The 23,151-nt window shown below is 60.0% G+C and carries 19 protein-coding genes; 11 read left to right on the top strand and 8 right to left on the bottom strand.

The annotated features are described in order from the left end of the window. The first annotated feature begins 75 nt into the window (after positions 1 to 75). Both GRS80_RS11800 and GRS80_RS21110 read left to right on the top strand, forming a co-directional pair. Positions 76 to 1,008: an FkbM family methyltransferase gene (locus GRS80_RS11800; RefSeq protein ID WP_160047717.1), complete on the top strand. Its 933-nt coding sequence runs from the start codon at positions 76 to 78 to the stop codon at positions 1,006 to 1,008. Between the two features lie 295 nt (positions 1,009 to 1,303). After that, the gene (locus GRS80_RS21110) at positions 1,304 to 2,539 is read left to right on the top strand and encodes a glycosyltransferase family 4 protein (protein WP_160047716.1); all 1,236 of its coding nucleotides are present in this window, start codon (positions 1,304 to 1,306) and stop codon (positions 2,537 to 2,539) included. A 149-nt stretch (positions 2,540 to 2,688) separates the two neighbouring features. Here the strand turns inward: GRS80_RS21110 and GRS80_RS11790 are convergent, their stop codons facing one another. Continuing rightward, positions 2,689 to 3,768: a glycosyltransferase gene (locus GRS80_RS11790; protein WP_160047715.1), complete on the bottom strand. Its 1,080-nt coding sequence runs from the start codon at positions 3,766 to 3,768 to the stop codon at positions 2,689 to 2,691. A gap of 178 nt (positions 3,769 to 3,946) precedes the next feature. Here GRS80_RS11790 and GRS80_RS11785 point away from each other — a divergent pair, with 178 nt between their 5' ends. Further along, entirely contained in the window at positions 3,947 to 4,849 is a 903-nt protein-coding gene (locus tag GRS80_RS11785) for a glycosyltransferase (RefSeq protein WP_160047714.1), read from the top strand. Positions 4,850 to 4,874: 25 nt separating this feature from the next. On the opposite strand, the gene GRS80_RS11780 is transcribed toward GRS80_RS11785, so the two are convergent. Continuing rightward, positions 4,875 to 6,011: a glycosyltransferase gene (locus tag GRS80_RS11780; RefSeq protein WP_160047713.1), complete on the bottom strand. Its 1,137-nt coding sequence runs from the start codon at positions 6,009 to 6,011 to the stop codon at positions 4,875 to 4,877. Between the two features lie 179 nt (positions 6,012 to 6,190). Between GRS80_RS11780 and GRS80_RS11775 the strand changes: the two genes are divergently transcribed. From GRS80_RS11775 to GRS80_RS11765, 4 genes are all read left to right on the top strand, one after another. Beyond that, positions 6,191 to 9,154, top strand: a complete 2,964-nt coding sequence (locus GRS80_RS11775; RefSeq protein ID WP_160047712.1) for an oligosaccharyl transferase, archaeosortase A system-associated — start codon at positions 6,191 to 6,193, stop codon at positions 9,152 to 9,154. Between the two features lie 618 nt (positions 9,155 to 9,772). Further along, on the top strand, positions 9,773 to 9,907 hold the full coding sequence (locus GRS80_RS20965) for a hypothetical protein (protein WP_255455272.1): 135 nt from the start codon (positions 9,773 to 9,775) through the stop codon (positions 9,905 to 9,907). A 191-nt stretch (positions 9,908 to 10,098) separates the two neighbouring features. Further along, the gene (locus tag GRS80_RS11770; RefSeq protein WP_160047711.1) at positions 10,099 to 10,521 is read left to right on the top strand and encodes a CBS domain-containing protein; all 423 of its coding nucleotides are present in this window, start codon (positions 10,099 to 10,101) and stop codon (positions 10,519 to 10,521) included. A gap of 316 nt (positions 10,522 to 10,837) precedes the next feature. Then, on the top strand, positions 10,838 to 11,497 hold the full coding sequence (locus GRS80_RS11765) for a hypothetical protein (RefSeq protein WP_160047710.1): 660 nt from the start codon (positions 10,838 to 10,840) through the stop codon (positions 11,495 to 11,497). 104 nt (positions 11,498 to 11,601) lie between these two features. On the opposite strand, the gene GRS80_RS11760 is transcribed toward GRS80_RS11765, so the two are convergent. Together GRS80_RS11760 and tenA are read right to left on the bottom strand one after the other, a co-directional pair. Further along, a complete protein-coding gene (locus GRS80_RS11760; protein ID WP_343161545.1) occupies positions 11,602 to 12,381 on the bottom strand; it encodes a TenA family protein in 780 nt (259 codons plus the stop codon). Then, positions 12,378 to 13,037: a thiaminase II gene (tenA, locus tag GRS80_RS11755; RefSeq protein WP_160047708.1), complete on the bottom strand. Its 660-nt coding sequence runs from the start codon at positions 13,035 to 13,037 to the stop codon at positions 12,378 to 12,380. Before tenA ends, GRS80_RS11760 begins: the two co-directional genes overlap by 4 nt. Before the next feature lie 119 nt (positions 13,038 to 13,156). Here tenA and GRS80_RS11750 point away from each other — a divergent pair, with 119 nt between their 5' ends. Continuing rightward, the gene (locus GRS80_RS11750; protein ID WP_160047707.1) at positions 13,157 to 14,014 is read left to right on the top strand and encodes a ZIP family metal transporter; all 858 of its coding nucleotides are present in this window, start codon (positions 13,157 to 13,159) and stop codon (positions 14,012 to 14,014) included. A gap of 70 nt (positions 14,015 to 14,084) precedes the next feature. Here the strand turns inward: GRS80_RS11750 and GRS80_RS11745 are convergent, their stop codons facing one another. The 3 genes from GRS80_RS11745 to GRS80_RS11735 form a co-directional block, all read right to left on the bottom strand. Next, positions 14,085 to 14,507: a hypothetical protein gene (locus tag GRS80_RS11745; RefSeq protein ID WP_160047706.1), complete on the bottom strand. Its 423-nt coding sequence runs from the start codon at positions 14,505 to 14,507 to the stop codon at positions 14,085 to 14,087. A gap of 131 nt (positions 14,508 to 14,638) precedes the next feature. Further along, positions 14,639 to 16,171, bottom strand: coding sequence for a sulfatase-like hydrolase/transferase (locus GRS80_RS11740; protein ID WP_160047705.1), 1,533 nt, complete (start codon positions 16,169 to 16,171; stop codon positions 14,639 to 14,641). A gap of 263 nt (positions 16,172 to 16,434) precedes the next feature. Then, the gene (locus GRS80_RS11735; protein ID WP_343161555.1) at positions 16,435 to 17,754 is read right to left on the bottom strand and encodes an MFS transporter; all 1,320 of its coding nucleotides are present in this window, start codon (positions 17,752 to 17,754) and stop codon (positions 16,435 to 16,437) included. Between the two features lie 693 nt (positions 17,755 to 18,447). Here GRS80_RS11735 and GRS80_RS11725 point away from each other — a divergent pair. Beyond that, positions 18,448 to 18,774, top strand: coding sequence for a hypothetical protein (locus GRS80_RS11725; protein WP_160047704.1), 327 nt, complete (start codon positions 18,448 to 18,450; stop codon positions 18,772 to 18,774). A 208-nt stretch (positions 18,775 to 18,982) separates the two neighbouring features. After that, the gene (rqcH, locus tag GRS80_RS11720; RefSeq protein ID WP_160047703.1) at positions 18,983 to 21,154 is read left to right on the top strand and encodes a ribosome rescue protein RqcH; all 2,172 of its coding nucleotides are present in this window, start codon (positions 18,983 to 18,985) and stop codon (positions 21,152 to 21,154) included. A gap of 209 nt (positions 21,155 to 21,363) precedes the next feature. On the opposite strand, the gene GRS80_RS11715 is transcribed toward rqcH, so the two are convergent. Continuing rightward, a complete protein-coding gene (locus GRS80_RS11715; RefSeq protein ID WP_160047702.1) occupies positions 21,364 to 21,795 on the bottom strand; it encodes a hypothetical protein in 432 nt (143 codons plus the stop codon). Positions 21,796 to 22,083: 288 nt separating this feature from the next. Between GRS80_RS11715 and GRS80_RS11710 the strand changes: the two genes are divergently transcribed. Then, entirely contained in the window at positions 22,084 to 23,151 is a 1,068-nt protein-coding gene (locus GRS80_RS11710; protein ID WP_160047701.1) for an mRNA surveillance protein pelota, read from the top strand.

The following is a 23,151-nucleotide window of genomic DNA, read 5'->3' as shown; positions in this document are numbered from 1 at the left end:
ACGAATAGTTGGGTATGTATATTCCACGCATTCGAGGTCGGAAAGGCTTTGCCCGTCCCTGAGCGATTCGACGCTATGAGTACAGTGGTCGGAAAACTCTTCGAGGCGATCTCTCGCCCAGACAAGGTTCTCCCGTATCTCAGAACCCTTGCTCGTGTGTACTGGTCCATATTCCGATCTCGAGACCTGACACAGCTTTGTGATACGACTGGCGGTCTGATCTTTGGACAACGGTATCTCGAGTGGCGCTACGGTGATTCGGTGATCAAAGAGGTTGAAGGGAGTCTGATGAAACTCGACACCGACGAAGTGATCGGACAGGAGTTGATCATCTACGGGGTTCGAGAACCGATCACGACGAGTGCGTACAAGCGGGAACTCGAACGATTGAAGCGAACGTGTGATGGCGAAATAACGATACTCGAGGTCGGAGCCAATATCGGATACTACGCACTGCTCGCAGCGTCGGTCCTCGGAGAGCGAGCGTCGGTATACGCGGTCGAACCGGACCCGGACAATTACGAACGGTTCCTCGAGAACGTCGAACTGAATGGGTACGAAGAGATGTTCGAGACATCTCAGGTAGCGCTGGGTACCGAAAACGGGACCGGAACACTGCGGTTATCCTCCAACTGTAACAATCATATTCTTGTCGATAATCCTGACAATTCCGAAAATACGAGGCAGGTCGAAACAGTCACACCGAGTTCGTATTTCGATAGCCAGGAGATCGACCTACAATCAGTTAATGTAATTCGAATGGATATTGATGGATTCGAATGTGAATTGATTCCGTTGCTTGAGGAAACTCTTGCTCAATGTAACCCCATTATACTCCATATAGAAATACATCCAAAAGAAGAGGAGGCATTTGAAAGATTACTTCGTACTCTAGAAAAACTCGACTTCAAAATTTGCTCTGCCGGAAGAAACCATAAAAACCTTCAGGTAGAATACAAGAACATCTCCCGAAACGTATATACAGAATTAATTATGGTAAGAGAATGATGAGGAATGCGACGGCTTATCACTTTTTGAAGACAGTAAAGACGAGAGCACGGAATTCCCTCGCGCACTCGACAAATAACGGTGAAATCTCCCACTTGAGACTCTCCCCAATGAAGCGGGCGATCTGGGTCATAGACAACTCAACTCTCCCGCTTCAACTCTTTTAACTTACCGAACCATTCCGTCGCCACCCAGTGATTCAACAGACCAAGATAGTACTATTATAGGGCCCCACAAAAACGATTTCGCATCATTATCAGTGGTTTAATTAGGAATTAGATATTTACAATATCAAGTGAAAATTGCTCTACTCCACCCCGATAGTCCGACTGCTGAAGGTTCTGGAGCAGTTCATAGTGCTACCCTAATCGGAGAATCCCTACAATCCTTGGGGCACGAAGTTGTTTTCTATTGTCCGGGAACGGTGGATGAGAATTATACGAAAGTTAACACTCGGGAGATGGATTTGGGATCTTCATATGTGAAAAATAAATATTCAAAAATAAATGAAAGAGTGATCGAGTTAGAGAGTGAGCTCGCTTCATTCGATGTTTTCCATAGCTACTTAATGAGAACCATTCCCTCAGTGGGTAAAATTTCGATGAATCATTCTGTAAACACTGTTGTTACACTAAATGCCTATGGTGCAATATGTCCAAAGAACGACTTATTATATGAAAACAAAGGACACTGTGGCACGAACGGCAGCCTTCGGTGCACTAGTTGCGTATTTAATTCAATGAGAGAGTTGTCTCCCAAACCAAACCGGGGTGTTATCTATCAGGGTGCTAGGATTCTACACCACACAATTAAAAATATGAAGAATTATCCAATTGCTCTTGAAGCAAGTAAATATAAGGAAGAAATAGATGCCTTCCAGGCACTATCTAATCACGTGAGGAAGAAATACTCAGAGTTTGGGTATACTAACAAAAACATTAACGTAATACCTAACATTTTGGACGAGAGGTTTGAAATTGATCATAAAAGTGATTTTTCGAATCCAATACAACTCCTATATGTTGGAGGTTTGAAAAAGCACAAAGGTGTTGACAGACTTCCTACTATACTTCGAGAACTAAACAACCGGAGTGAAAGAAAATTTGAACTTTCTATTGTTGGAAAAGGGCCGCTTAAGCATTATTTGAAGGGCACTTCTCAAAGCAATAGAACCATATCTAATAATATGACTCTTTATGGTTTTGTCCCTTATGAAAAATTACCAACAATTTATGCAAATCATGATCTTTTCGTGTATCCTGGGCGCTGGCACGAACCCTTTGGACGGGTCTTTTTGGAATCCTTAGCAGCCAGAACTCCAGTAGTTTCAACTGATGTTGGTTCAGTCTCCGAGATTATTGGAGACGGTGGAGAGGTTGGAGATGGAATAAATGAAGTAATTGAATTAATATTGTCTCTCTCAAATAATCAGTTACAAGACTATTCGAGGAAAGCCATATATGAAACGAATAAATTCAAAAAACCAATTGTTATTGATAAGATAAATAATTTATATAAAAACATGTGTTAATCCCAAATATAGTTGGTAAATAGAATATGAATCCTTCTATGAAACGCTCAGCGGTGCAACTGTGACGTCTCAATTGATACTACCGGGGAAATTCTATACTACCTTACGGCATGACCAACGGTTGTTTTGTAAGAGATTGGAATAAAATTCTATATTAATACTGAATAATATTTCGGGATTACTGATTCAATAGCAAAGTCATTCGATCGTTCGACGTATCTATGACTATCCTGTTGTTCTTCAAGTGTTATACCTATTGCACTCGCCATCGAATCGGGATCTCGAACGGGGACTAACTGTCCGTACTCGCCACTCTCGAGAATTTCGTTTGGGCCACTGGGACAATCCGTCGAAACAACTGGGCAGCCAGTAGCCATTGCTTCGATGAGAACGTTTCCGAATCCCTCGTACCACGATGAAAGAACGAACACGTCAGCTTGGTCCATATACGCAAAGGGATTATCGACGAAGCCAGTGAATTCCACACGATTCGAAAGCCCGAGAGACGATACGAGAGACTCGAGAGATTCCGTCTGCTCACCTGAACCAAGGATCATCAGTCGGGCGGCCGGATCGTCTAGCCTGGCGAACGCTCGAATCAACGTGTCAAAGCCTTTCTGCGGAACGTGTCTTCCTGCACTGAGAACGACTCGGAGCGAATCATCGTCGAACCACGGATGTTCGATATGTTCTGTGGCCTGATCGCGAATCCACTCTACGTCTATCGGATTGTGAATAACCGTGACCAGATCCGGGTCGATACCGGTAACATCGAGAAGATCGCGTTTCACGCCAGCTGAGACTGCGACGATTTTATCGGCTCGAGGATAGACCTTCGCAGCGAGCTTGAGCACAAACTCGTCTTTCAGCCCCTCTGAGCTAATAGATGGTGTATTGTGTTCGCTAAGAACTAACCGCGTATCAACTCTCGACAGCTGATGTGCGATCGTAGTGATGACGTTAATTTCCGTCATCATCGCATACAGTGCGTCTGGCCGGGCCTTTTCAAGGTACCTTTTAAGTGGCCATACGCTTGTCGCAACTCGAGTTGACCCGAGATCGACGACAGAAATAGAAGAGGGAAGTTTCTCGAGGAGAGGACCTTTTGCGTCGATCAATACTAGATCAACTTCGTGACCAATATTCGAAAGGCCAGTCGCCACGTTGAAAGCGATTCGCTCGGCACCGCCATACTCCATCGATGTCATAACGATTCCAACGTGACTCATACATCTCCCTTTTCACTGTGGAGAACAAGCATCATATCTACTATCGCCTTCGAAATAGTGATAGCGATTCAGCTGTTAAATTCCCTTCGTAAATCAAATCCGGGTAGACAGACGGTCGTGCTTTTATCAATGGGTTTTTGCCTTCACCTTCCGTGGTCGTGGCTAATAGGAGATGGGAATGCAGACTGTATCCATCGTCGTCCCCGTCTACAACGACCTCGAGGGGATTCAGACGACCCTCGAGTCGCTTCTACAACACACTCCCTCGGAGACCCAGATCGTCGTCGTCGACAACGACTCGAGCGACGACACTCCAGCAATCGTCGCCGAGTACGCCGACGATCACGAACGGGTCACGCTCGTCTTCGAGCGAGACGTCCAGTCCTCGTACGCTGCCCGGAACACCGGGATCGAGCACGCAGACGAGGACGTCGTCTGTTTTCTCGACGCCGACCAGCGAGTCACGGACGGATGGCTCGAGAACGCCCTCGAGCGAGTGCGTGAGACTGAGGCCCACTATCTCGCACCCGATATCGAACTCGAGGCCCCCGACGATCCCTCGCCGACTGCGCGGTACAACCTCGTCTCCGGCTTTCCGATCGCGGCGTTTCTCGAGCAACACCACTACGCGCCGACGTCCTGTCTGTTCGTGACGCACGAACTGCTCGAGGACGTCGGGCGGTTCGACGACCGACTCGTCTCTGGCGGTGACCTCGAGTTCGGGAATCGCGTCTACGAAGCGGGGTACGATCTGGCGTACGCGCCCGAGGCGACGGTGGTCCACCCGACGAGGACCACGTTTCGGTCGCTGTACTCGCGAAACGTCCGGATCGGACGGGGACACTGTCAGCTTCAGCGACACTATCCCGAGCGGTACGGCCGGGTGGGAATTCCACCACGGCCGAGCGGGATTCGCCGCGAGCAGTACGACGCGACGATGAACCGACTGACGTACACCGCGATCGCGGTCGCCATGACGGCCGCTCGAGGTGTCGGCTACTACCGGGAGTGTCTTCGGGTTGCTCGGGACCAACTCGGGAAGACGGTGAATGGGCTGGCCGAGCGTGCCCCCGGATTCTAGGGCTCTCGAGTAATTCGCGTGTGGGTCACTCGAGTAACTCTCGTGATTCGGTGTCGATCGTCCAAGTGCCGTCGCCTTCCTCGCGCCAGAGTCTGATCCGGGCGATCACCAGCGAGAGGTGAGCGTCGAAGACGGCGTACGGCGCTTGGAGCGGGCCGAGACGATCGTACTGACCCAGTAAGACGAACCCGACGAACGCGAGGATGGCCGCCCCACCGAGGGGCGGGGCGGTCGTCAGCAATCCCAAAATCACGAGCGCGCCGCCGGCGATCGAGAGCCACGGGGAGATCGCGAGGAACCACCAGTTGAACGGAACGACGATGCGACCGTACAGGCCGTACCGGCCGAGCAGGTCCCGGTTACGCTCGAGTATCTGTAGCAGTCCCATCGCTCGACGGTCCTTTCGCGCGCGCCGATCACGGATGTTCGACACGCCGACTTCGGTAAAACACATTGCGGGATCCATGACGACGCGTTTTCCCGCTCGTCGAATCGTCACCCCGATCTCGGTGTCGTCCGCGAGCGAGTCCTCGGCGATCGGTTCGAACAGGTCCTTGCGGAACGAAAAACACGGTCCGTGAACGATGAACGTCGAGTCGAGCCACGATTCGAGCGCCTGATTCCCCGCCTGCATGTCTCGGTACGATTCCTCGAGTTCGCTGTCGCCGAGGACGTCGATCTGTCGACCGGTGACCCCTCCGATCGAGGGATCGCTGAGGTTCGCGACGGCGTGGGAGATCGCGTCGTCGTCGAGTCGGGAATCGCAGTCGGTTCGAAAGATCACGTCGTGGCTCGCGGCTTCGATCCCGCGGTTGACGGCTCGAGCGACGCCACCCCGGTCGTCCTCTTCGATCACGATCGACGACGGTGCATCGCGGTCGGCAATGGACTCGCGGACGATTGCGGCGGTATCATCGTCGCTCGAGTCGACGACGACGATCTCCAGTTGCTCCGCCGGGTACTCGAGCGAACAGAGCCGATCGAGGGTCGATTCGACGATCTCCGCCTCGTTGTACGTCGGTAAGACGATACTCACCGGAACGGTCCGAGTGCGCTTTCGTGCTGGCGATTCGAATGGAACGAAGTACTGGCAAGCCAGGTAGAGCACGTACGGGATCCCCGCGACGAAGAGGACGACCATCCCGACGACGAGTAACAGCATCGTCGGTGGTGTCGGAGCCTCGATGTAAAAGTCCTGCCGAAACGGCGGTCTGGTTCGACGGTTTCACGGTCGAAAAGTTGGTGGGACCGTTCGAACGGACGGTTCTGTGCCCGCCCGGAGACGAAAACGGCGCACGTATATGACAAGGCTTATTCTGCGCTTGGGTCTGTTGGAACCTAATGAGTACGGACACTGAACGCGTCCAGGGAGAGTCCGACACCTCACTGTCTCTCCTCGAGACGTGGACGCAGTGGTATCACATCCCGGTCGTCGGGGTCGTGATGCTGTTCATGTTTTTGACGCGGACTCGCGCGTACGACGAGTTCATCACCGAGGATGGAACGCCCGCCCTGTCAGCGATCGACTCGTGGTATCACTGGCGGACAGTACAGTGGACCGCGGAGAACTATCCGCGGACGATGCCGTACGACGTCTGGACGGGGTTCCCGACCGGGCGCTACGTCGGCCAGTTCGGAACGCTGTTCGATCAACTCATCGTCACCGCGGCGATGATCGTCGGACTCGGCGATCCGTCGACGGAGACGCTGTACATGGTGTCGCTGCTGGCCGTCCCCGCGATGGCCGCGCTGGTGGCGATTCCGGTGTTCTTCATCGGTCGTCGCCTCGGCGGGGCTCTGGGAGGTGTCGTTTCCGTCCTCCTGCTCGCGCTCGCACCAGGGACGTTCCTCGCCCGGACGACCGCGGGACAGCTTCAACACCACGTCGCCGAGGTGCTGTTCATGGCGATCGCGATCCTCGCGATGATGGTCGCGCTTCGCGTCGCCGAGCGAGAGCAACCGATCTACGAACTCCTCGCGGACGGCGATTGGGAAGCGCTTCGCACGCCGGCGATCTACAGCGCGCTCGCGGGGGTCGCACTCACGCTGTACATCTGGGTGTGGCCGCCCGGCGTCGTCCTGATCGGTATTCTCGCGGTGTTTTTCACCGTCCAGCTCTGTCTCGATTACGTCCGCAACGTCTCGCCGGATCACGTCGCGTTCGTCGGTGCGGTGAGCCTCGGGGTGACGGCACTGCTCACGGCGGTTCTCATCGAGGATCCGGGAACGAGCGTGACGAGTTTCGGCTATCTCCAGCCCGCGAGCGCCGCGCTCGTCGCGATCGGCTGTGTGTTCATGGCCTGGTTCGCACGGCAGTGGAACGGGTTCGACGTCGATCGCCAATACTATCCGGCGGCGATCGGTGGCTTGATCGTCGCGGCGTTTGCGGTGATGTGGCTGGTGCTTCCAAGTCTGTTCGATACGTTCGTGACGAACGCGACGCGGCGACTGATCCCGTTCGGCGAGACGGCGACGGACCTCACCATCCAGGAGGCCCAGCCACCCGCCGACTTCACCGCTCACGTCGTCGACGAGTTCGGTGCCGCGTTCTATACGATGCTCGCGGGTCTCGTGGTCCTGATCTCACGGCCGTTTTTCGGTCGGGAGTTCCGGACCGAACACACGCTCGTCATCGTCTGGTCGCTGTTTCTGATCAGCATGGCGGCGACCCAGATTCGATTCGCCTACTACCTCGTCATCGCGGTGGCGGTCGTAAACGCGGTGTTCGTCGCCGAAATGCTCCGGATCGTCGACGTCGACGTCGAACTCGTCCGGAGTGTCAGCGCGCTCAAGAACGTCGAAGCCTACCAGGTGATCGTACTCGTTATGGTCGTGCTCCTGTTGTTCGCACCGTTGCTTCCACCGGTTGCGGCGGGCGACGACACCGCCTGGGAGCGAGGCAATGCGTCGGGGCCGAACCCGACCGCCGACACCTGGGAGACGTCGAACCACTGGCTCGCAGAGAACACGCCCGAACCGGGTAACTGGGCAGGTGCAGGCAACGCGGACGAACTCGAGCTCTACGGCAGCTACGACCAGCCCGAAGACGGCGACTTCGAGTATCCGGAAGGATCCTACGGGGTGATGTCGTGGTGGGACTACGGCCACCTGATAACGGTACAGGGTGAGCGGATGCCCCATTCGAACCCGTTCCAGCAGAACGCCCGCTCCTCGTCGGCGTTCCTGACCGCCGAGTCCGAGGAACGGTCCGAGTTGATTCTCGACGCGATCGCGGCGGGTGAGTCACCCCGCGATCACTCGAACGAGGAACTCGAGGCGATGATCGAAAACGGCGAGGACTCCCACGAGGAGATCCGATACGTGATGATCGACGACCAGATGGTCGGCGGGAAGTTCGGTGCGATCACGACGTGGACCGGGCCGGACTACGACTACTACACCACGCCGGAGGATCTGAGTCCCAACGAGCCGGTGGAAAGCGACGAAATTCCGGGACAGTTCGCCGGTGTGCCGTACTACGAGACGACCTCCGCACAGCTGTACTTCGGCAACGCGGCCGGCATGGAACACTACCGGCTGGTTCACGAGAACGACGATCGGATGACGCCGTTCGTCAGCTACGCCATCGTCAACGCGGAGACCGGCGAACTCGAGTACGACGCCGGCGGATCGCCGATGGTCGCGATCAACCAGATCTACGATCAGCAGACGTACCTCGAACTCATGCAGATCGAACAGCATCCGGAGCTCGACTACGTCGTTTTCGACCAGCGGGAGGGTGCCGCCGTCAAGACGTACGAACGCGTCGAGGGCGCGACGCTCGAGGGATCGGTCGACGTCGACAACCCCGACGAGGCGACCGTCGTCGCTGCCGTCGAACTGGATTCGGAAACCGAAAGCGGCACGTTCGAGTACGTCCAGGAGGGCGAACTCGACGAGGACGGCTCGTTCGAACTGACGGTTCCGTACGCCACCAACGACGAACTCGGTGTCGAAGACGGGTACACGGACAGCGCCGTCGAAGCGACCGAGGAGTACACGATAACCGTAACGGCGCCGAGCGACGACGGCTTCCAGGCCTACGACGCCGAGACGGCCGTTCCCGAAACTGCAGTCGTCGAGGGCGAGACAGTCGATGTACCGCTCGAGGAAGTCGAGTTCGAGGATCCGGACGAAGTCGACAACGAGACCGACGTCGACGTGGACGACGGGCCCGTGCTCGAGGACGGTGACGAGGATGTCGTCGAAGAGGGTGAAGAAACGGTCATCGGCGACCAGGAGATGGAAGACGGGACCGAAGCCGCCGGTTCGTTCACGCCAGTTGCAGTCGACGCGGCAGGCTAACGCCACAGTCGAACGCCACGCGGTCGTCGTTTCGTTTTTCGATCGGTGTTTCGTCGGTTCGAGACTGACTACCGCAGTACTATCGAGCAGAGAGTTCCAAATCGGGGACAAGTCGACGAGCCGTGCCTGATACGGACTGCTGTGATTTCCGGTGCAACTGCGCCACGTTCTGCGGTCATACCGGCAAATCGGTACACCAATTCGTCTGAGACGTCGGTATTCCCGATGTTTTTGGGGTTTTCTCGTCGATTTCTGTGCCTTGAGGGGAGAACGTGCTCGATTGTGAGATACACTCGATATGAGGTGTCGGAAAGATAATGTGTCGGGTGCGACGAAGTAACCGAAAGATGATTCGACGGCGAGGATTTTTTATCAGTTTATGCTCATTTATCGGAGCGGTACGTCGGAACCGTTCCGTGTCTCATACGGATTGCTGTACCGTATTACCGCTGAAACCGCAGCTGGGGTCGCGAGTCCGGCGGTACCGACGTACAGTAACCCGTATCAGTTCACACACTCGGATTGCCGACCCATTATAAAACAGACTATATTTTTATAAAAATATATATGTAAGTATTAGATAATTATATTACCATTGGGCACATCCATCGGAATGTGATGTCTGACAAAGACAACATGAAAGATTACCTCGCAGAGCATCCACGAATGATCGGCGTCCTGTTCACCCTGTTCGTCCTGCTCAGCCAGGCGGGCACGGCCGCGGCAGGAATCCACAGCCAGATGGGTCCGTAGGATCGGAGACGGATTCTGTAGCGTCGAAGCGATCGGAAAACTCGTTTTAGCCGCACACCTCGTCTACAGACTCATACCAGTCGTATCGCCCAAGGGAGTCGCATGGATAGTTCATCACGCGTGGAAGTCACGGTGTTTTGGAGGTACGGCAGGGGTTTATAGCCGCGTCAGTGGGACAGCGAGACGGGTTCATGCCTATTGAAAACCTCGCTCGAAGCAACGTCGTAACGGCACAAGAACACGACTCCGTTCAGGAACTCGCAACACGCATGGACGAATCCCACGTCGGGAGCGTTGTGATCACCGAGGGCGACGAACCGATCGGGATCGTCACCGATCGTGATCTCGCGACGCGCGTGCTCGGCAACGGGATGGACCCGGCAGAAGCGACTGCCGGTGACGTCATGTCTGACGATTTAGCCACTGCCGATCAGACAGACGGGTTCTACAAAGCAACCGAACTAATGAGCGAGCACGGTATCCGCCGACTCCCCGTCTGCAACGAGAGTAACGAACTGGTCGGGATCATCACGTCGGACGATCTCAACGAACTCCTTGCCGACGAGCACATGCAGCTTTCGGATGTCATCCAGGCCCAACGACCCGAGTACTGACACGGATTGGTGTGACGATTTACCGGTGCAATCGCAGACGTGTCGCGGTAACATCGGTGCTGACGTACAGCAAACCGTATGAGACACACGCCCGCCCACAGTCTGCCGATTCTGGGGTTTCCGCTCCGGCGTCGATCGTCAGTACGTTCCCCACGGACCACGGCGACGGTATACTCCGGTCCGACGCGACGAGCCACAGCGACAGTATAATCCGATCCGACGCGTTTGCATCGGGTATGAACGACGCACCCGCTCGAGTGCGCCTCGAGCATCCGACCGTGGGATCGCGGACGACCGCCGGAGGGGACTGGAAACGATGAGCACTCCCGACGGCTACCGTCCCTGGCGTGACGTCTACGAACTCCCCGAGTTCTTCGACGGACTCGAGGAGGCTGGCGGCATCTCGGTGCTGGACTTTCTGCGGGAACTCGACGAGCAAAACGACCTGGGGCTCGAGGCAGACGGGATCGTCTACCACGACCGGGGGATCCGCGTCCCCGGCTGGGATGCGACGTTCGTCCACGAGCCGACCGGCTCGCGGGGTCGGCCCGCGTTCAGCGTCCAGGTCGATACCGTCGGGCCGCGAAACGCCTGGGAGATCTTCGACGACACGCTGACCTGGGACGCCTACCTCCTCCGGACCGAGGGCCTTGCTGCGATCGCGTGGCTGAGCGACGAGGAGTATCGCGTCGAGGAGGCCGATCAGTTCTCATCGAAACAGGAGGCAGTCTCCTCGGGACGCTTTTCGTTCGGCGTCTTCGTCCACGCCGGCGACGACTGGGAGACACAACTCGAGCGTATTCAACAGACGAACGCACCTGCGTTCCTTCAGCGCGAGGACGGATCGACGATGCTCCCAGCGACCCAGTCGGAGTTCTACCGGTACGTCGACTCGACGCCCACCGAGTTCCGGACCAGTGGCGGCAACGCACCGTCGTATCTCGGCGTGCTGGAACTCGAGATCTCGATCGATTAACGACGCATCGGTGATCGGGGAAACCGACGGACCGGTTTCGAGTTGCGATCACGTCCGGCCCCGCGAACGTCCTTTCTGATGGCAGCAGCCGAAAGCGGTCGACGCTACTCCAGGCCGCCCGACTCGGAGACCGAATCGAAAAACGCCACCTCGAGGTCGACCGTTCGCCGGAACAGCCGCTCGACTCTCGTCTGGCGACGCGGCGTGAGATCCGGGCCGACGGTGTCGAGTTCCCCCCTGAGCCAGTCGACGAACTCGCGGAAACCGGGCGTGGCGTGGAGATCGATCCACTCGGCGTAATAAAACGGGATGTCAGCGCCTGCGCTCGGCGGTTCTCGATCCGGATCGGTGTACTCGGCGGCGACCGCCGTCGCCCACTCCTCGTAGATCCACTCCGCGGGGACGAGCACGGCCAGCGTCTCGGCGTACCCGCCCTCGGCGGCCGCGCGTCCGAGCAGGTCGACAAAGGCCGCGGTTGGCTCGGCGAGTTTCGGATTGCGACGGCGCGACTCCGGGACCTCGAGGGCGTCGAACGAGCGTTCGAAGTAGTCGTTTTCCTCGTCGGTGATCGTATCGAGGAACTCGACGAGCGGCCTTTTCGAGGCCATGCCGGGCGCCTGCCCGACCGCGTAACCGAACGTCCCGACGAGGTCGCCGACGAAGGCGTAGTCCTGGACGAGGTACTCGGCGTAGGCCTCTTCGGACAGCGTGCCGGCGCCCAGTTCCCGCGTGAACGGGTGACCGACGGCGTCGGTCCAGTCGGGTTTGGAGCGCGCCCGGAGCCAGTCGGTAAAGCGCGGCTCCTCGCCGTCCGTCTCGGCCGCAAATTCCGCGTACGTTTCGGAAACAGTACCGTCGACGTCACCGCCCGCAACGTCGGTCACAGCTCCCACCCCTCGAGCGTGTAAGCCATCTCCCAAAAGCGGTACTCGAGTTTGGCGCTCGTCAGAAACGCCTCGCGCATGGCGTCGTGTTCGCCGGGATAGCGGTCGCCACACTCGTCGACGAACTCCCGACACCACGCGGTCGCCTCGCGGAACTCCTCGCCGGTGTACATCTCGATGAACGGCGTGTACTGGTGTTCTTCCTCCGCGAGATCGGCCATCTGCTCGGCGACGTCGAGATAGCCCTGCATACACGGGTAGAGCGCGGCCGCGATTTCGGCGATCGACCTCTCGTAGGCGGTGCGCACGAGGAAGTTCGTATACGCGACGCAGGTCGGGGCCTTCTCGACGGACTCGAGTTCCGGCTGGGAGATGCCGTAGTCGGCGGCGAACTCCCGGTGGAGGTCCATCTCGTGGTCGAGCACCTCGTGGGCGACGCCCAGCAGGTGCGTCATCGTCTCTTCGTCGCGAGCTTTCGAGCCGGCGACCGAGAACAGCCGCGCGTAGTCGAGCAGGTACCGGTAGTCCTGTTTCACCCAGTGTTCGAACGCCGCCTCGTCGAGCGTTCCGGCCGCGAGTTCGGTGACGAACGGGTGCTCCAGCTGTGCCTCCCAGATGTGCGATCCGTCCTCGAGGAGTCTGTCGCTGAATGCCATCGGTTTTGCAACGGGGGCGCACGCTATTATAACTAGTCGGTAAAACTCGGTTATATTCGCGTCAAGAACCGAACCAGGTTCGACGGCACACCTATCCGCGGGGACGATGAACCACCGCTATGACGTCGCTCGTCGAGGTCGTCGTCATCGCGACGATCGCGGGCTGTGCGACCGGTCTCGGCGCGCTCCCGACGCTGGTGACCGATCGGGTGAGCCACCGGGTCTACGACGGCGCGCTCGGCCTCGCCGGCGGAATCATGGTCGGCGCGGCGGTGTTCGCGCTCGTCCTTCCGGGGCTCGAACTCGGCACTCCACTCGAGGTCGTCGCGGGCGTCCTGCTCGGCGGTGCCTTCCTGCTCGTGACCAACGCCGTCCTGCCCCACCTGCACCTCTGGTTTCGCGATGATCGACTCGAGGGAACGACCGTGCTCGAGCCCATGGGCGGAAACAGCGGGAGCGATCCGTCGCCCACCACCGTACGCCGGGGCGAAACCGACGGCACGGACGGCGGAGCCGACTCCGAGGACGATCTACGCCGCGCCGCGCTCGTCGGAAGCGCCGTGACGATCCACAACGTCCCCGAAGGACTGGCGGTCGGGATTGCCTTCGCCAGCGGCGAGACCGCACTCGGTCTGGCTATCGCGACCGCCATCGCGGTCCAGAACGTCCCGGACGGGTTCGCGATTGCCGTCCCCGCGGCTCGAGCGGGCCTCTCGCGGTCGAAGACGCTGCTCTACACGACGCTCTCGGGGGGCGTCCCGGAGCCGATCGCCGCGGCGGCTGGATTCGCACTCGTCGCCGTCGTCTCCGGCCTCTTCCCGATTGCGGCCGGCTTCGCCGCGGGCGCGATGATCGCCGTCGTCTTCCGCGAACTCGTCCCCTCGAGTCACGGCCACGGCTATGCCGACACGGCGACGGCGGCGTTCGTTCTCGGCTTCGCGATCATGCTGATCGTCGATACGACGCTTGCGGTGTAGAACAGTGTGCTCAGCCGTCGAAATCGGTTCGACAGGCCGTACCAGGCATTAAATCCGCCGTGGGGCCACCTCACGTCCGTCCGTCGGCTTTCCGTCGAACCTCGCTCGCCCGTTCACGGAACGACTCGATCTCGGTCTGCAGCGTCTTCCCGACGAGGTACGTGAACTCGTCGGGCATCAGGCCCCGCTGGACGTCGATCGTGACCATCGCGTCGCAGTCCTCGACGATCTCCGGTGCCCACTTGCCTTCCGCCAGCTTCGACTCGTCGGTGACGATCGCCTCGCCGTCCTCGACGTCGATAAACGCGGTCACGGTGTTCCAAATTCCCGGATTGCTCGTCGTCGCCTCGTCGAACAGCCCCTCGAGCCGGGACTCCCTGACCGGTTCATCGCGCAGTTCGATCACGAGCTCTTCGAGCGCATCGGCGACCGCCTCGTACTCGTCGGCCTGCTCGCGGAGTTCGGCCGGATCTTGGTCCGAGTCGTCGGTCATCGGCGTTCACCCGTTTCGGTGTCGACGATCATACACGGAGTAGCCGCTTGGGACCTGTAAACGTACGCTTCCGCTCCGGCGATCGGATCGTGCTAGCAGCGCGGAGTCCGCGATCGCCGAACCCACCACGATCAGTCCGCCCGCCGGAGGATCTCCGGAACCCAACCGCGGTTCGGATCGGCGGTTTCGTCCATCCACGCGATCAATCGCTCCCGCATCGTCCGGCGAACGTTCGCGTACTCGGGATGGTCGATCAGGTTCCGGAGCTCTGGCGGGTCGACCTCGAGGTCGTACAGTTCGTCGACGTCGGGACCGTTGTAGACGTACTTGTAGCGTTCGGTCCGAACCATCCGCTGGCTGTAGAGGCCGAACTCGTCGCCGTGATACTGCGAGAACGTCGACTCGGGCCAGTCGGCAGGTGCATCGTCGCCCTCGAGCAGCGGGACGAGGCTTCGAGCGTCGAAGCTGTCGGGAACGTCGACGTTACCGATCTCGAGGAACGTCGGTGCGAGATCGTGGAGGTGGACCGGCTCCCGACGAACCGACCCCGGTTCGGTGACGCCGGGCCAGCGCACTTGCAGGGGGATCCGGTAGGTGTCGTCGTACATGAGCGGGCCCTTGTTGAACTGACGGTGTCCCCCGACGAAGTCGCCGTGGTCGGAGGCGTGGACGGCGACCGTCTCCTCAGCCAGTTCGAGGTCCTCGAGTGCCGCGAGGATCCGCCCGAGCTGTTCGTCGATCAGCGTCACGAACCCCCAGTACTTCGCGAGCGCCTCGGCCCACAGCTCCCAGTCGAAGCCCTCGACGCCACGGTAGGCGAGGTAGTTCTCGTGGACCCGAGGCTTGCCGTCGAACGTCTCCGCGTAGCTCTCGGGCGGTTCGATCTCGTCGGGGTCGTACACCGAGGCGTACGGTTCGGGGACGACGTAGGGGTGATGAGGGCCGTAGAAGTCCGTCCGGTGGAAGAACGGACCGCCATCGCCTCGTTTGCCCTCTCCGGTGGACTCGTCCCCGACGTTGGAAGCGGTCGCTCCCTCGACGTGGGCCTCGAGCGCCTCGATCGTCCGCTCGGCGAGGAACCAGGCGCGGGTGTCCTCGACATCGATCGGTGATTTCGCGGCGACGAACGTCCCCTCGGAACTATCCCGCGGGTCGTCGCCCGTGTAGATCTCGTCTTCGAAATCGACCTCCTCGAGCGGCGTTCCGCGCTCACGTCGGTACTCACGGAACGCCTCGTCGATGTCGTCGTGGTGTCTGTCGCTGCCGCCGAGATAGCTGAAGCCATACTCCTCGGGGGTGGCGTCTCGACCGACGTGCCACTTGCCGGTGTAGGTGAGATCGTAGCCGGCATCGGCCAGTGCCTCGGAGAACGTCGGAATTCCTGGCGGGAGGTTGGCGAGGATGGCGTCGTCCTCGTGGCAGTTGTTGATCATCCCGTGGCTGTGGGGAAACTGCCCGGTCAGCAGCGAGGCGCGGGCGCTCGAGCAGATGCTAATCGGCGTAACCGCGTGCTCGAAGCGGGCTCCCTGTCTCGAGAGCCGATCCATCGCCTCCGTTTCGACGGGGGGTTCGGGTTCCTTGTCGACGGATGACTCGGGGACGTGACAGTCGTATCGCTCCTGGTCGGTGAGTACGAACAGGACGTTCGGGCGAGTGTCGGCCATCGGCCGTCGTACACCGACGGCGTAGTTAATGGTGGGCCCGGATCCAGCCGGATACCTTGCGACGTGGTACGCCCGTCGATTCAGGTCTGTCGGGTTCGAAACTCACGCATGCCTCTCGCCTCGTGTGGGGAGTGTAACCGGCAGCATCGACCCGACTCGGAGCCGAAAGATCCACCGGCCTGATACGGACCGTTGTCGTTCGTTACCGGAGCGATCGGAGGACGGCTTGCAGTTGCCCCGGTCCATCGTTCCAGCAGATCGTATCAGTCGGCGTGGTCCGCGGGCCCCTCCCCACCGGCCACCTCCAGGTCGACGTCCGGTAAGAACTGCCCCGTCTCGTAGCGGACACCGACGAGCAGGATGAAGCCGGCGAGGACGGGAAGAAGCGCGCAGGCGACGTAGATCGGTTCGAAGCCGACCATCTCGACCAACGGCAGGGTGATCAGGGGGCCGAGTCCGCCGCCAACGTCGCCGAGGACGTTGTTCGTTCCGACGGCGCGCCCCATCCGTTCGTCGGGCGTCAGATCTGCCAGTAGCGCCATCAACGGACCGCTCGTGCCACCCTGGCCGGCACCAATGAACAGACACGCAACGACGAGGGTGAGAACCGAATCCGCGAACGCGAGCAGGATGAAGCCGGCGAACGTCGTTCCGAGAAAGGTGACGAGAATCGGGATACGAGAGCCGCGGCGGTCGCTCACGTAGCCGCCGAGGAACATGAACGCCCCGGCCGCCAGAACCGTGACGGCCATGAAGATCCCCGAGGAAGCCTGGGCGTCGAACCCGAAGACGCCGAGGTCGTTTCGACCGAGAAAGAGGACGAGCGTCGAGAACAGCGCTCCGAGATACGCAAACAGGACGGCGAAGTTGACGAAACCAACCGTCAGTGCGGGCACGCTGACGTCGATGTCCCACGGTTTGACCGAGCGATGGTCGTCGCCATCGACGTGTGTCTCCGGAATCGTCGCGTACGCGACGACGCTCGCGACGACCGCGAACGCGGTCGCGACCGCGAACGCGGCCACGGTACCCGAGAGCTCACTAATCACTCCGCCGACGAGGACGCCGGTGGGGAAGCCAAAGAGGATCCCTCCCCTGATTAACCCCATATTCGCACCACGTGAGTCGCCGTCGCTGACGTCGGCAGCGATAGTGTACGCCGTCGCGAAGACGAACGCACTGCCGACCCCCCAGACCACGCGTGAGCCGAGAAACCAGGCCGCCGGAAGATCGGGGAGAAACCACAGCTCGGGCCGTGCGGCGATCATCGCGAGGACGTACCCGAAGGTGGCGACGCTCTGGACGACCATACCGACGACGAACGGCGTCCGCGTGCCGATCCGGTCGACGAGTACGCCTGCCGGCGCGTTCGCGAACAGTCGCGAGAAGCGGTTCGCGCTGAGGATGAGTCCGACGAGGAACGGCGATATGCCGAGCACGACGCCGAGATTCGGGAGAATTGGAAAGATAACGCCGCCGCCGAACCCGACGAAGAACGTACTCAGAATGACCGCAGCGACCACGACGTAGGTTCGGGGGTTCGTATCGCTCGCGGACGGAAATCGTCCGACGAGTTCCCCGATTCTCGAGTCCACGTTATTCGACCCCGAACGCGGAGACGTCCGTCCGACCTCCGAAAGAGGCGACTCCAGTCATCGCCTCGAAAGGGTGTTCGTTTCTGGTGATCACGACGGTCCACATCTAACTAACCAGTTAGTCAGGCCCGCCAAAAAGGGTTTTGGGTGAGGTCCCACGGAAGAACCGTTAGAGTCAGTGATAGGAATCGTCGTCGCTAACCGACGGTTTCGTCTCCGTCCGTCGTGGCTGCGTCTCTATCCGCCCCAGGAACCCGATGAACGTCTACACACTCCCTATGACCGACGGAGTAGACAGCGACCGGGAATCTCATGTGATGGGTATCGATAGCCGATTGGAGTCGGATTCGTTATCCACGCCGGCGTTTGATCCCATTCAAAGCGGCCGAACGGGACCTGTATCCGATTCCGAGCGCATCGCAATCCAAACACGTCCAGCGGTACTCGCCTCTGAACCCCCGGATCGAAACGACGGCATCGCAGTCGGGACAGCGCTTGCGCCGCCGCGACTCTCGCACCCGCTCGAGAATATCCATAACGTTTCGGTTCTCGTTCATTCCACCTCCTGCTGTCAATCGACTCCGTATAGGCTTTCTCGTTCGAGGCGACTGCTGATGAAAGTCTGCCAGTTCGGAATCGGTTTTTTGACGCCGTTTACTGATCGCCATCGCGCTCACGCCGATGCTCCTGCTTCCCGAACCTGCTCGAGTGGTCGTCTCACTCGAGGCAACGTTCGGGGCCGTCATCGTCGGAGCCGTCGTTGGCGCGGTCGTAAGCCTCGCGCTCGATCCGGTCGAGATTCAACCGCGAAGCGACGCGGCGGCGGTGGTCGCCACGCTCGTGGCAATCGCCGTCACCACCGTCTTTCTCTGGCTCGTGATCCCTGCCGAGTACATGGGAACGTTCGTCCAGTTCGTGGTTGCGTTCCTCTGGGGGTCGTCAGTCACTTCGCTGACTCGCCACGTCGTCCGACCCGCGCTTTCGGGCTCGGGAACCATCGTCGAGTGATCACACTTCGAATCGCCCGGCGGCGTGAACGCCACTCACTGGTATCCAAACGCGCGAGACGTCTTCGAGGTAGCAACGGTTTCGTTCGCTCGGCTCCGCTGGAACGGTCTCGGTCTCCCTTCGCGAGCGTGACCGAACCGAAATCGAGACGACCGGTGCACACCATCGGAGCGACACGTCTTTTTGACAGCGCCGGGCATGCTGTAGTATGGATCCAAAGCGGGAGCTTACGAGCGTCGACCTCGCTGCCCTCGTCGGGGAACTCGACACCTACGAGGGGGCGAAAGTCGACAAGGCCTACCTCTACGGCGACGACCTCGTCCGGTTGAAGATGCGCGATTTCGACCGCGGACGCGTCGAACTACTGCTCGAGGTCGGCGAGACGAAGCGGGCGCATACGGTCGCTCCCGAGCGGGTACCCGACGCACCCGGCCGGCCGCCGCAGTTCGCGATGATGTTGCGCAACCGGCTCTCCGGTGCCGACTTCGTCGACGTCGAACAGTACGAGTTCGACCGCATTCTCGAGTTCGTCTTCGAGCGCGAGGACGGCGTTACCAGAATCATCGTCGAGCTGTTCGGTCAGGGCAACGTCGCCGTCACCAACGGCGAGTACGAGGTGATCGACTCCCTGGAGACCGTTCGCCTGAAGTCACGAACCGTCGTCCCGGGCTCGCGCTACGAGTTTCCCGAGACGCGGACGAACCCGCTGACCGTCTCCCGCGAGGCGTTCGGCCACGAGATGGAGGAGTCGGATACGGACGTCGTCCGAACGCTCGCGACCCAGCTCAACTTCGGCGGGCTCTACGGCGAGGAGGTCTGCTCTCGCGCTGGCGTCGAGAAGGCGATGGACATCGCCGACGCCGACGAAGCCGTCTACGACCGCCTTTACGAGGCGACCGAGCGGCTCGCGCTCGACGTTCGAAACCGGAACTTCGAGCCCCGACTCTACCTCGCGGACGATGCCGGTGATGGGAACGACGGCGAGGCCAGCGACGGTGGCGAGGGGAACGACGACTCGAGTTCCGGGCGCGTCGTCGACGTGACGCCGTTTCCGCTCGAGGAACACGCGGAACTCGCAGCCGACCCCTACGACAGCTTCCTGTCGGCGCTCGACGACTACTTCTACCGGCTGGAGCTGGCGGAGGAAGAGGAGCCGGACCCGACCGATCAGCGCCCCGACTTCGAAGAGGAGATCGCCAAGTACGAGCGGATCATCGAACAGCAGGAAGGGGCGATCGAGGGGTTCGAGCTGGAGGCCGAGGCGATGCGCGAACAGGCCGAGTTGCTGTACGCCGAGTACGGCCTGGTCGACGACATCCTCACGACGGTCCAGGAGGCCCGCGCTCAGGACCGGCCGTGGGAGGAGATCGAGGAGCGCTTCGAGGCAGGAAAAGAGCGGGGCATCGAGGCCGCCGAGGCAGTCGTCGGCGTCGACGGTAGCGAGGGAATCGTGACGGTCGATCTCGACGGCGACCGGATCGACCTCGTCGCCCACGACGGTCTCGAGCAAAACGCCGACCGGCTCTACACCGAAGCCAAGCGGATCGCGGAGAAAAAAGAGGGCGCGCTCGCGGCTATCGAGGACACCCGCGAGGACTTAGAAGACGCCAAACGTCGCCGCGACCAGTGGGAGGCTGACGACGGTGACGAGAACGAAGAGGAGGCTGACGCAGAGGCCGAGGACACGGACTGGCTCTCATTGGCATCCGTTCCGATCCGGGAGAACGAGCCCTGGTACGACCGGTTCCGCTGGTTTCACACCAGCGACGACTATCTCGTGATCGGCGGGCGAAACGCCGACCAGAACGAGGAACTGGTCAAGAAGTACCTCGAGCCGGGCGACACGGTGCTTCACACACAGGCTCACGGCGGACCGGTCACCGTGTTGAAGGCGACGGACCCGAGCGAGGCGTCTTCGTCGGACATCGAACTGCCGGAGACGAGCATCGAGGAGGCCGCCCAGTTCGCGGTCTCGTACTCGTCGGTCTGGAAGGACGGCCGCTACGCGGGTGACGTCTACGCCGTCGACTCCGACCAGGTGACGAAGACGCCCGAAAGCGGCGAGTACCTGGAGAAAGGCGGGTTCGCCATCCGTGGCGATCGGACCTACTACGACGATACGCCGGTCGGCGTCGCGGTTGGAATCCAGTGTGAGCCGTACACCCGCGTAATCGGCGGCCCGCCCTCGGCCATCGAGGGGGAGGCGGCGACGACGATCGAACTCGAGCCGGGTCGGTACGCCCAGGCCGACGCGGCCAAACGACTCTATCGCGAGTTCCGCGAACGCTTTGCCGACGAATCCTTCGTCCGAAAGATCGCCAGTCCGGATCGAATTCAACACTTCATGCCGCCTGGTGGGAGTCGGATCGCCGAGCAGTAAGGCCGACTACTGTCGCGTTCGCCGGGCTCACAATTCGTTCACTGGTTCCCGCCACTGACCGATCGGATTGCTGTCCCGATCCCCGGGCACAGCCGCTGCCCGAGTCGCGGCTGTGTTTTATCTGAGCGACGAGAAACCGTCTGAGACCCGTTCCTCGAGGGCTCCAGTCGGTAGCGGCGAGCGGTCGAAACTCGTCTCGGCAGTCGGAGTTAGAGCAGGTGTTTTTCGGCGATAGCGGTCACCAGTGGAAGCGAGACCGCCTCTCCCTGGTACGCTTTGGCGACCAGGTACAGCCAGACCAGGAACGCGGCGAGCCAGACCACGAGCGTGATAACCGCATCGATTATCCCGACGAGAATCGACAACAGGAAACCGATAATGGGAACCTCCCCCACCAGCATGCTGATCACGAACGAGATCGTCCAGAGGCCGACGTACGCGGCGATCACGAGCAGTCCGAAGACGATGCTCTGGGCGGCGTGATAGCGTGCGAATCCGTTCTCCTCCTCGAGCGCGTAGACGAGCACACCACAGACCGGCGCGAAGAAGTACGCAAGCATCGCGACGACGTTTCCGTCCGGCCCGAGACTCGTCTCGTTCGACGCAGACGATTCGACTGCGGTAACGCTTTCAGTCGCCATATTTGATGGATTTTATTCGAACCGTTATAATTCATCGGTTGTCGAGACGGATAGCCGACCGTTATCGTCGGAAGCAGGACGTCCCTCGACACGTCACGTCCGATGGGTCCACTCTACGACCTTCTGCCGAGCGACGTCTGAATTATACCGCTGGCGCGATTCTCCTCGCTCGAGAACGACGGAAACCGACTCCGATCTGTGATCGCCACGTCGGCTCGTCAGAACCCATGGTTATCGCCACGAGGAGGATGTCAAAGCACATTTTTGTTGGCCCCTCTCAGTTGGCGTATGCAGATCAAAGACCGGGAGCAGATCGAGGGCGGACGCGAACGGCTCACCGTCGTGCCGGAGAGCGTCGACGACCTCTGGCACCTCCAGTACGTCCTCGAGCCCGGCGACCGCGTCGCGGGCGATACGACCCGGCGGATCCAGCGCAACGACGACCAGATGCGGGATACGGGCGGCGAGCGCGAGCACATGTGGGTCGCCATCGCTGTCGACGACATCGAGTTCCACAAGTTCGCCAACCGGCTTCGCGTCGGCGGCGAGATCGTCGCCTGCTCGCGCGAGGACCAGCTCGGCTTTCACCACACCCTGAACGTCGAGGAGCGCGAGGAGCTCTCGATCGAGAAGCGGTTCAAACCCGACCAGGAGGCTCGACTCGAGGAGGCAGAGGAGGCCACGGAAAATCCGGACGTCGCCATCGCGACGGTCGAAGAAGGGCAGGCCCACGTCCACACGGTCGCCCAGTACGGCACCGAAGAGCGGGCGACGATCACCGGAACGACCGGGAAAGGCGAGTACGCCCGCGGGCGTTCGGAACTGTTCGCCGAACTCGCGACCGTCTTGAAACGACAGGACGCGGACGCGATCATCCTCGCCGGCCCCGGCTTCACGAAACAGGACGCCCACAAATACATCGAGGAGAACGAACCCGCAGTCGCCGAGCAGATCACGATGGTCGACACCGCAAGCGTCGGCGATCGGGGTGTCCACGAAGTTCTCAAACGGGGGGCCGTCGCGGACGTTCAACAGGAGACCCGGATCGAGAGCGAGGCCGAGTACATCGACGAACTCACCCGGCGCATCGCACAGGGTGCGAAAGCCGCGTACGGCCCCGACGAAGTGAAACAGGCCGCCGACTACGGTGCGATCGAGCGCCTGTTGATCCTTGACGACCGGCTCCGAAAGGAACGCGGGCCCGACGGCGAGTGGGCGATCGACGTCGACGAGATCGTCCGTACCACCGAGCAGAAAGGGGGTGAGGTGACGGTCTTCTCGAGTGAGTTCCCGCCCGGTCAACAGCTGTCGAACCTCGGTGGCATCGCCGCGCTGTTGCGCTACCGCCTCGAGTGA

The organism is Natrialba sp. INN-245 (assembly GCF_009807105.1).
Taxonomy (GTDB): domain Archaea; phylum Halobacteriota; class Halobacteria; order Halobacteriales; family Natrialbaceae; genus Natrarchaeobius; species Natrarchaeobius swarupiae.
This window is presented reverse-complemented; position numbering and strand designations above follow the sequence as displayed.

Excerpts from the sequence above, each read along its gene's own strand:
- GRS80_RS11740 (WP_160047705.1), bottom strand. The coding sequence starts at position 16,171 with ATGGCCGACACTCGCCCGAACGTCCTGTTCGTACTCACCGACCAGGAG.
- GRS80_RS11775 (WP_160047712.1), top strand. The coding sequence starts at position 6,191 with ATGAGTACGGACACTGAACGCGTCCAGGGAGAGTCCGACACCTCACTG.
- tenA (WP_160047708.1), bottom strand. The coding sequence starts at position 13,037 with ATGGCATTCAGCGACAGACTCCTCGAGGACGGATCGCACATCTGGGAG.
- GRS80_RS11745 (WP_160047706.1), bottom strand. The coding sequence starts at position 14,507 with ATGACCGACGACTCGGACCAAGATCCGGCCGAACTCCGCGAGCAGGCC.
- GRS80_RS11785 (WP_160047714.1), top strand. The coding sequence starts at position 3,947 with ATGCAGACTGTATCCATCGTCGTCCCCGTCTACAACGACCTCGAGGGG.
- GRS80_RS11725 (WP_160047704.1), top strand. The coding sequence starts at position 18,448 with ATGCTCCTGCTTCCCGAACCTGCTCGAGTGGTCGTCTCACTCGAGGCA.
- GRS80_RS20965 (WP_255455272.1), top strand. The coding sequence starts at position 9,773 with ATGTCTGACAAAGACAACATGAAAGATTACCTCGCAGAGCATCCACGA.
- GRS80_RS11750 (WP_160047707.1), top strand. The coding sequence starts at position 13,157 with ATGACGTCGCTCGTCGAGGTCGTCGTCATCGCGACGATCGCGGGCTGT.
- GRS80_RS11710 (WP_160047701.1), top strand. The coding sequence starts at position 22,084 with ATGCAGATCAAAGACCGGGAGCAGATCGAGGGCGGACGCGAACGGCTC.
- GRS80_RS11770 (WP_160047711.1), top strand. The coding sequence starts at position 10,099 with ATGCCTATTGAAAACCTCGCTCGAAGCAACGTCGTAACGGCACAAGAA.
- rqcH (WP_160047703.1), top strand. The coding sequence starts at position 18,983 with ATGGATCCAAAGCGGGAGCTTACGAGCGTCGACCTCGCTGCCCTCGTC.
- GRS80_RS11800 (WP_160047717.1), top strand. The coding sequence starts at position 76 with ATGAGTACAGTGGTCGGAAAACTCTTCGAGGCGATCTCTCGCCCAGAC.
- GRS80_RS11715 (WP_160047702.1), bottom strand. The coding sequence starts at position 21,795 with ATGGCGACTGAAAGCGTTACCGCAGTCGAATCGTCTGCGTCGAACGAG.
- GRS80_RS11790 (WP_160047715.1), bottom strand. The coding sequence starts at position 3,768 with ATGAGTCACGTTGGAATCGTTATGACATCGATGGAGTATGGCGGTGCC.
- GRS80_RS11780 (WP_160047713.1), bottom strand. The coding sequence starts at position 6,011 with ATGCTGTTACTCGTCGTCGGGATGGTCGTCCTCTTCGTCGCGGGGATC.
- GRS80_RS11765 (WP_160047710.1), top strand. The coding sequence starts at position 10,838 with ATGAGCACTCCCGACGGCTACCGTCCCTGGCGTGACGTCTACGAACTC.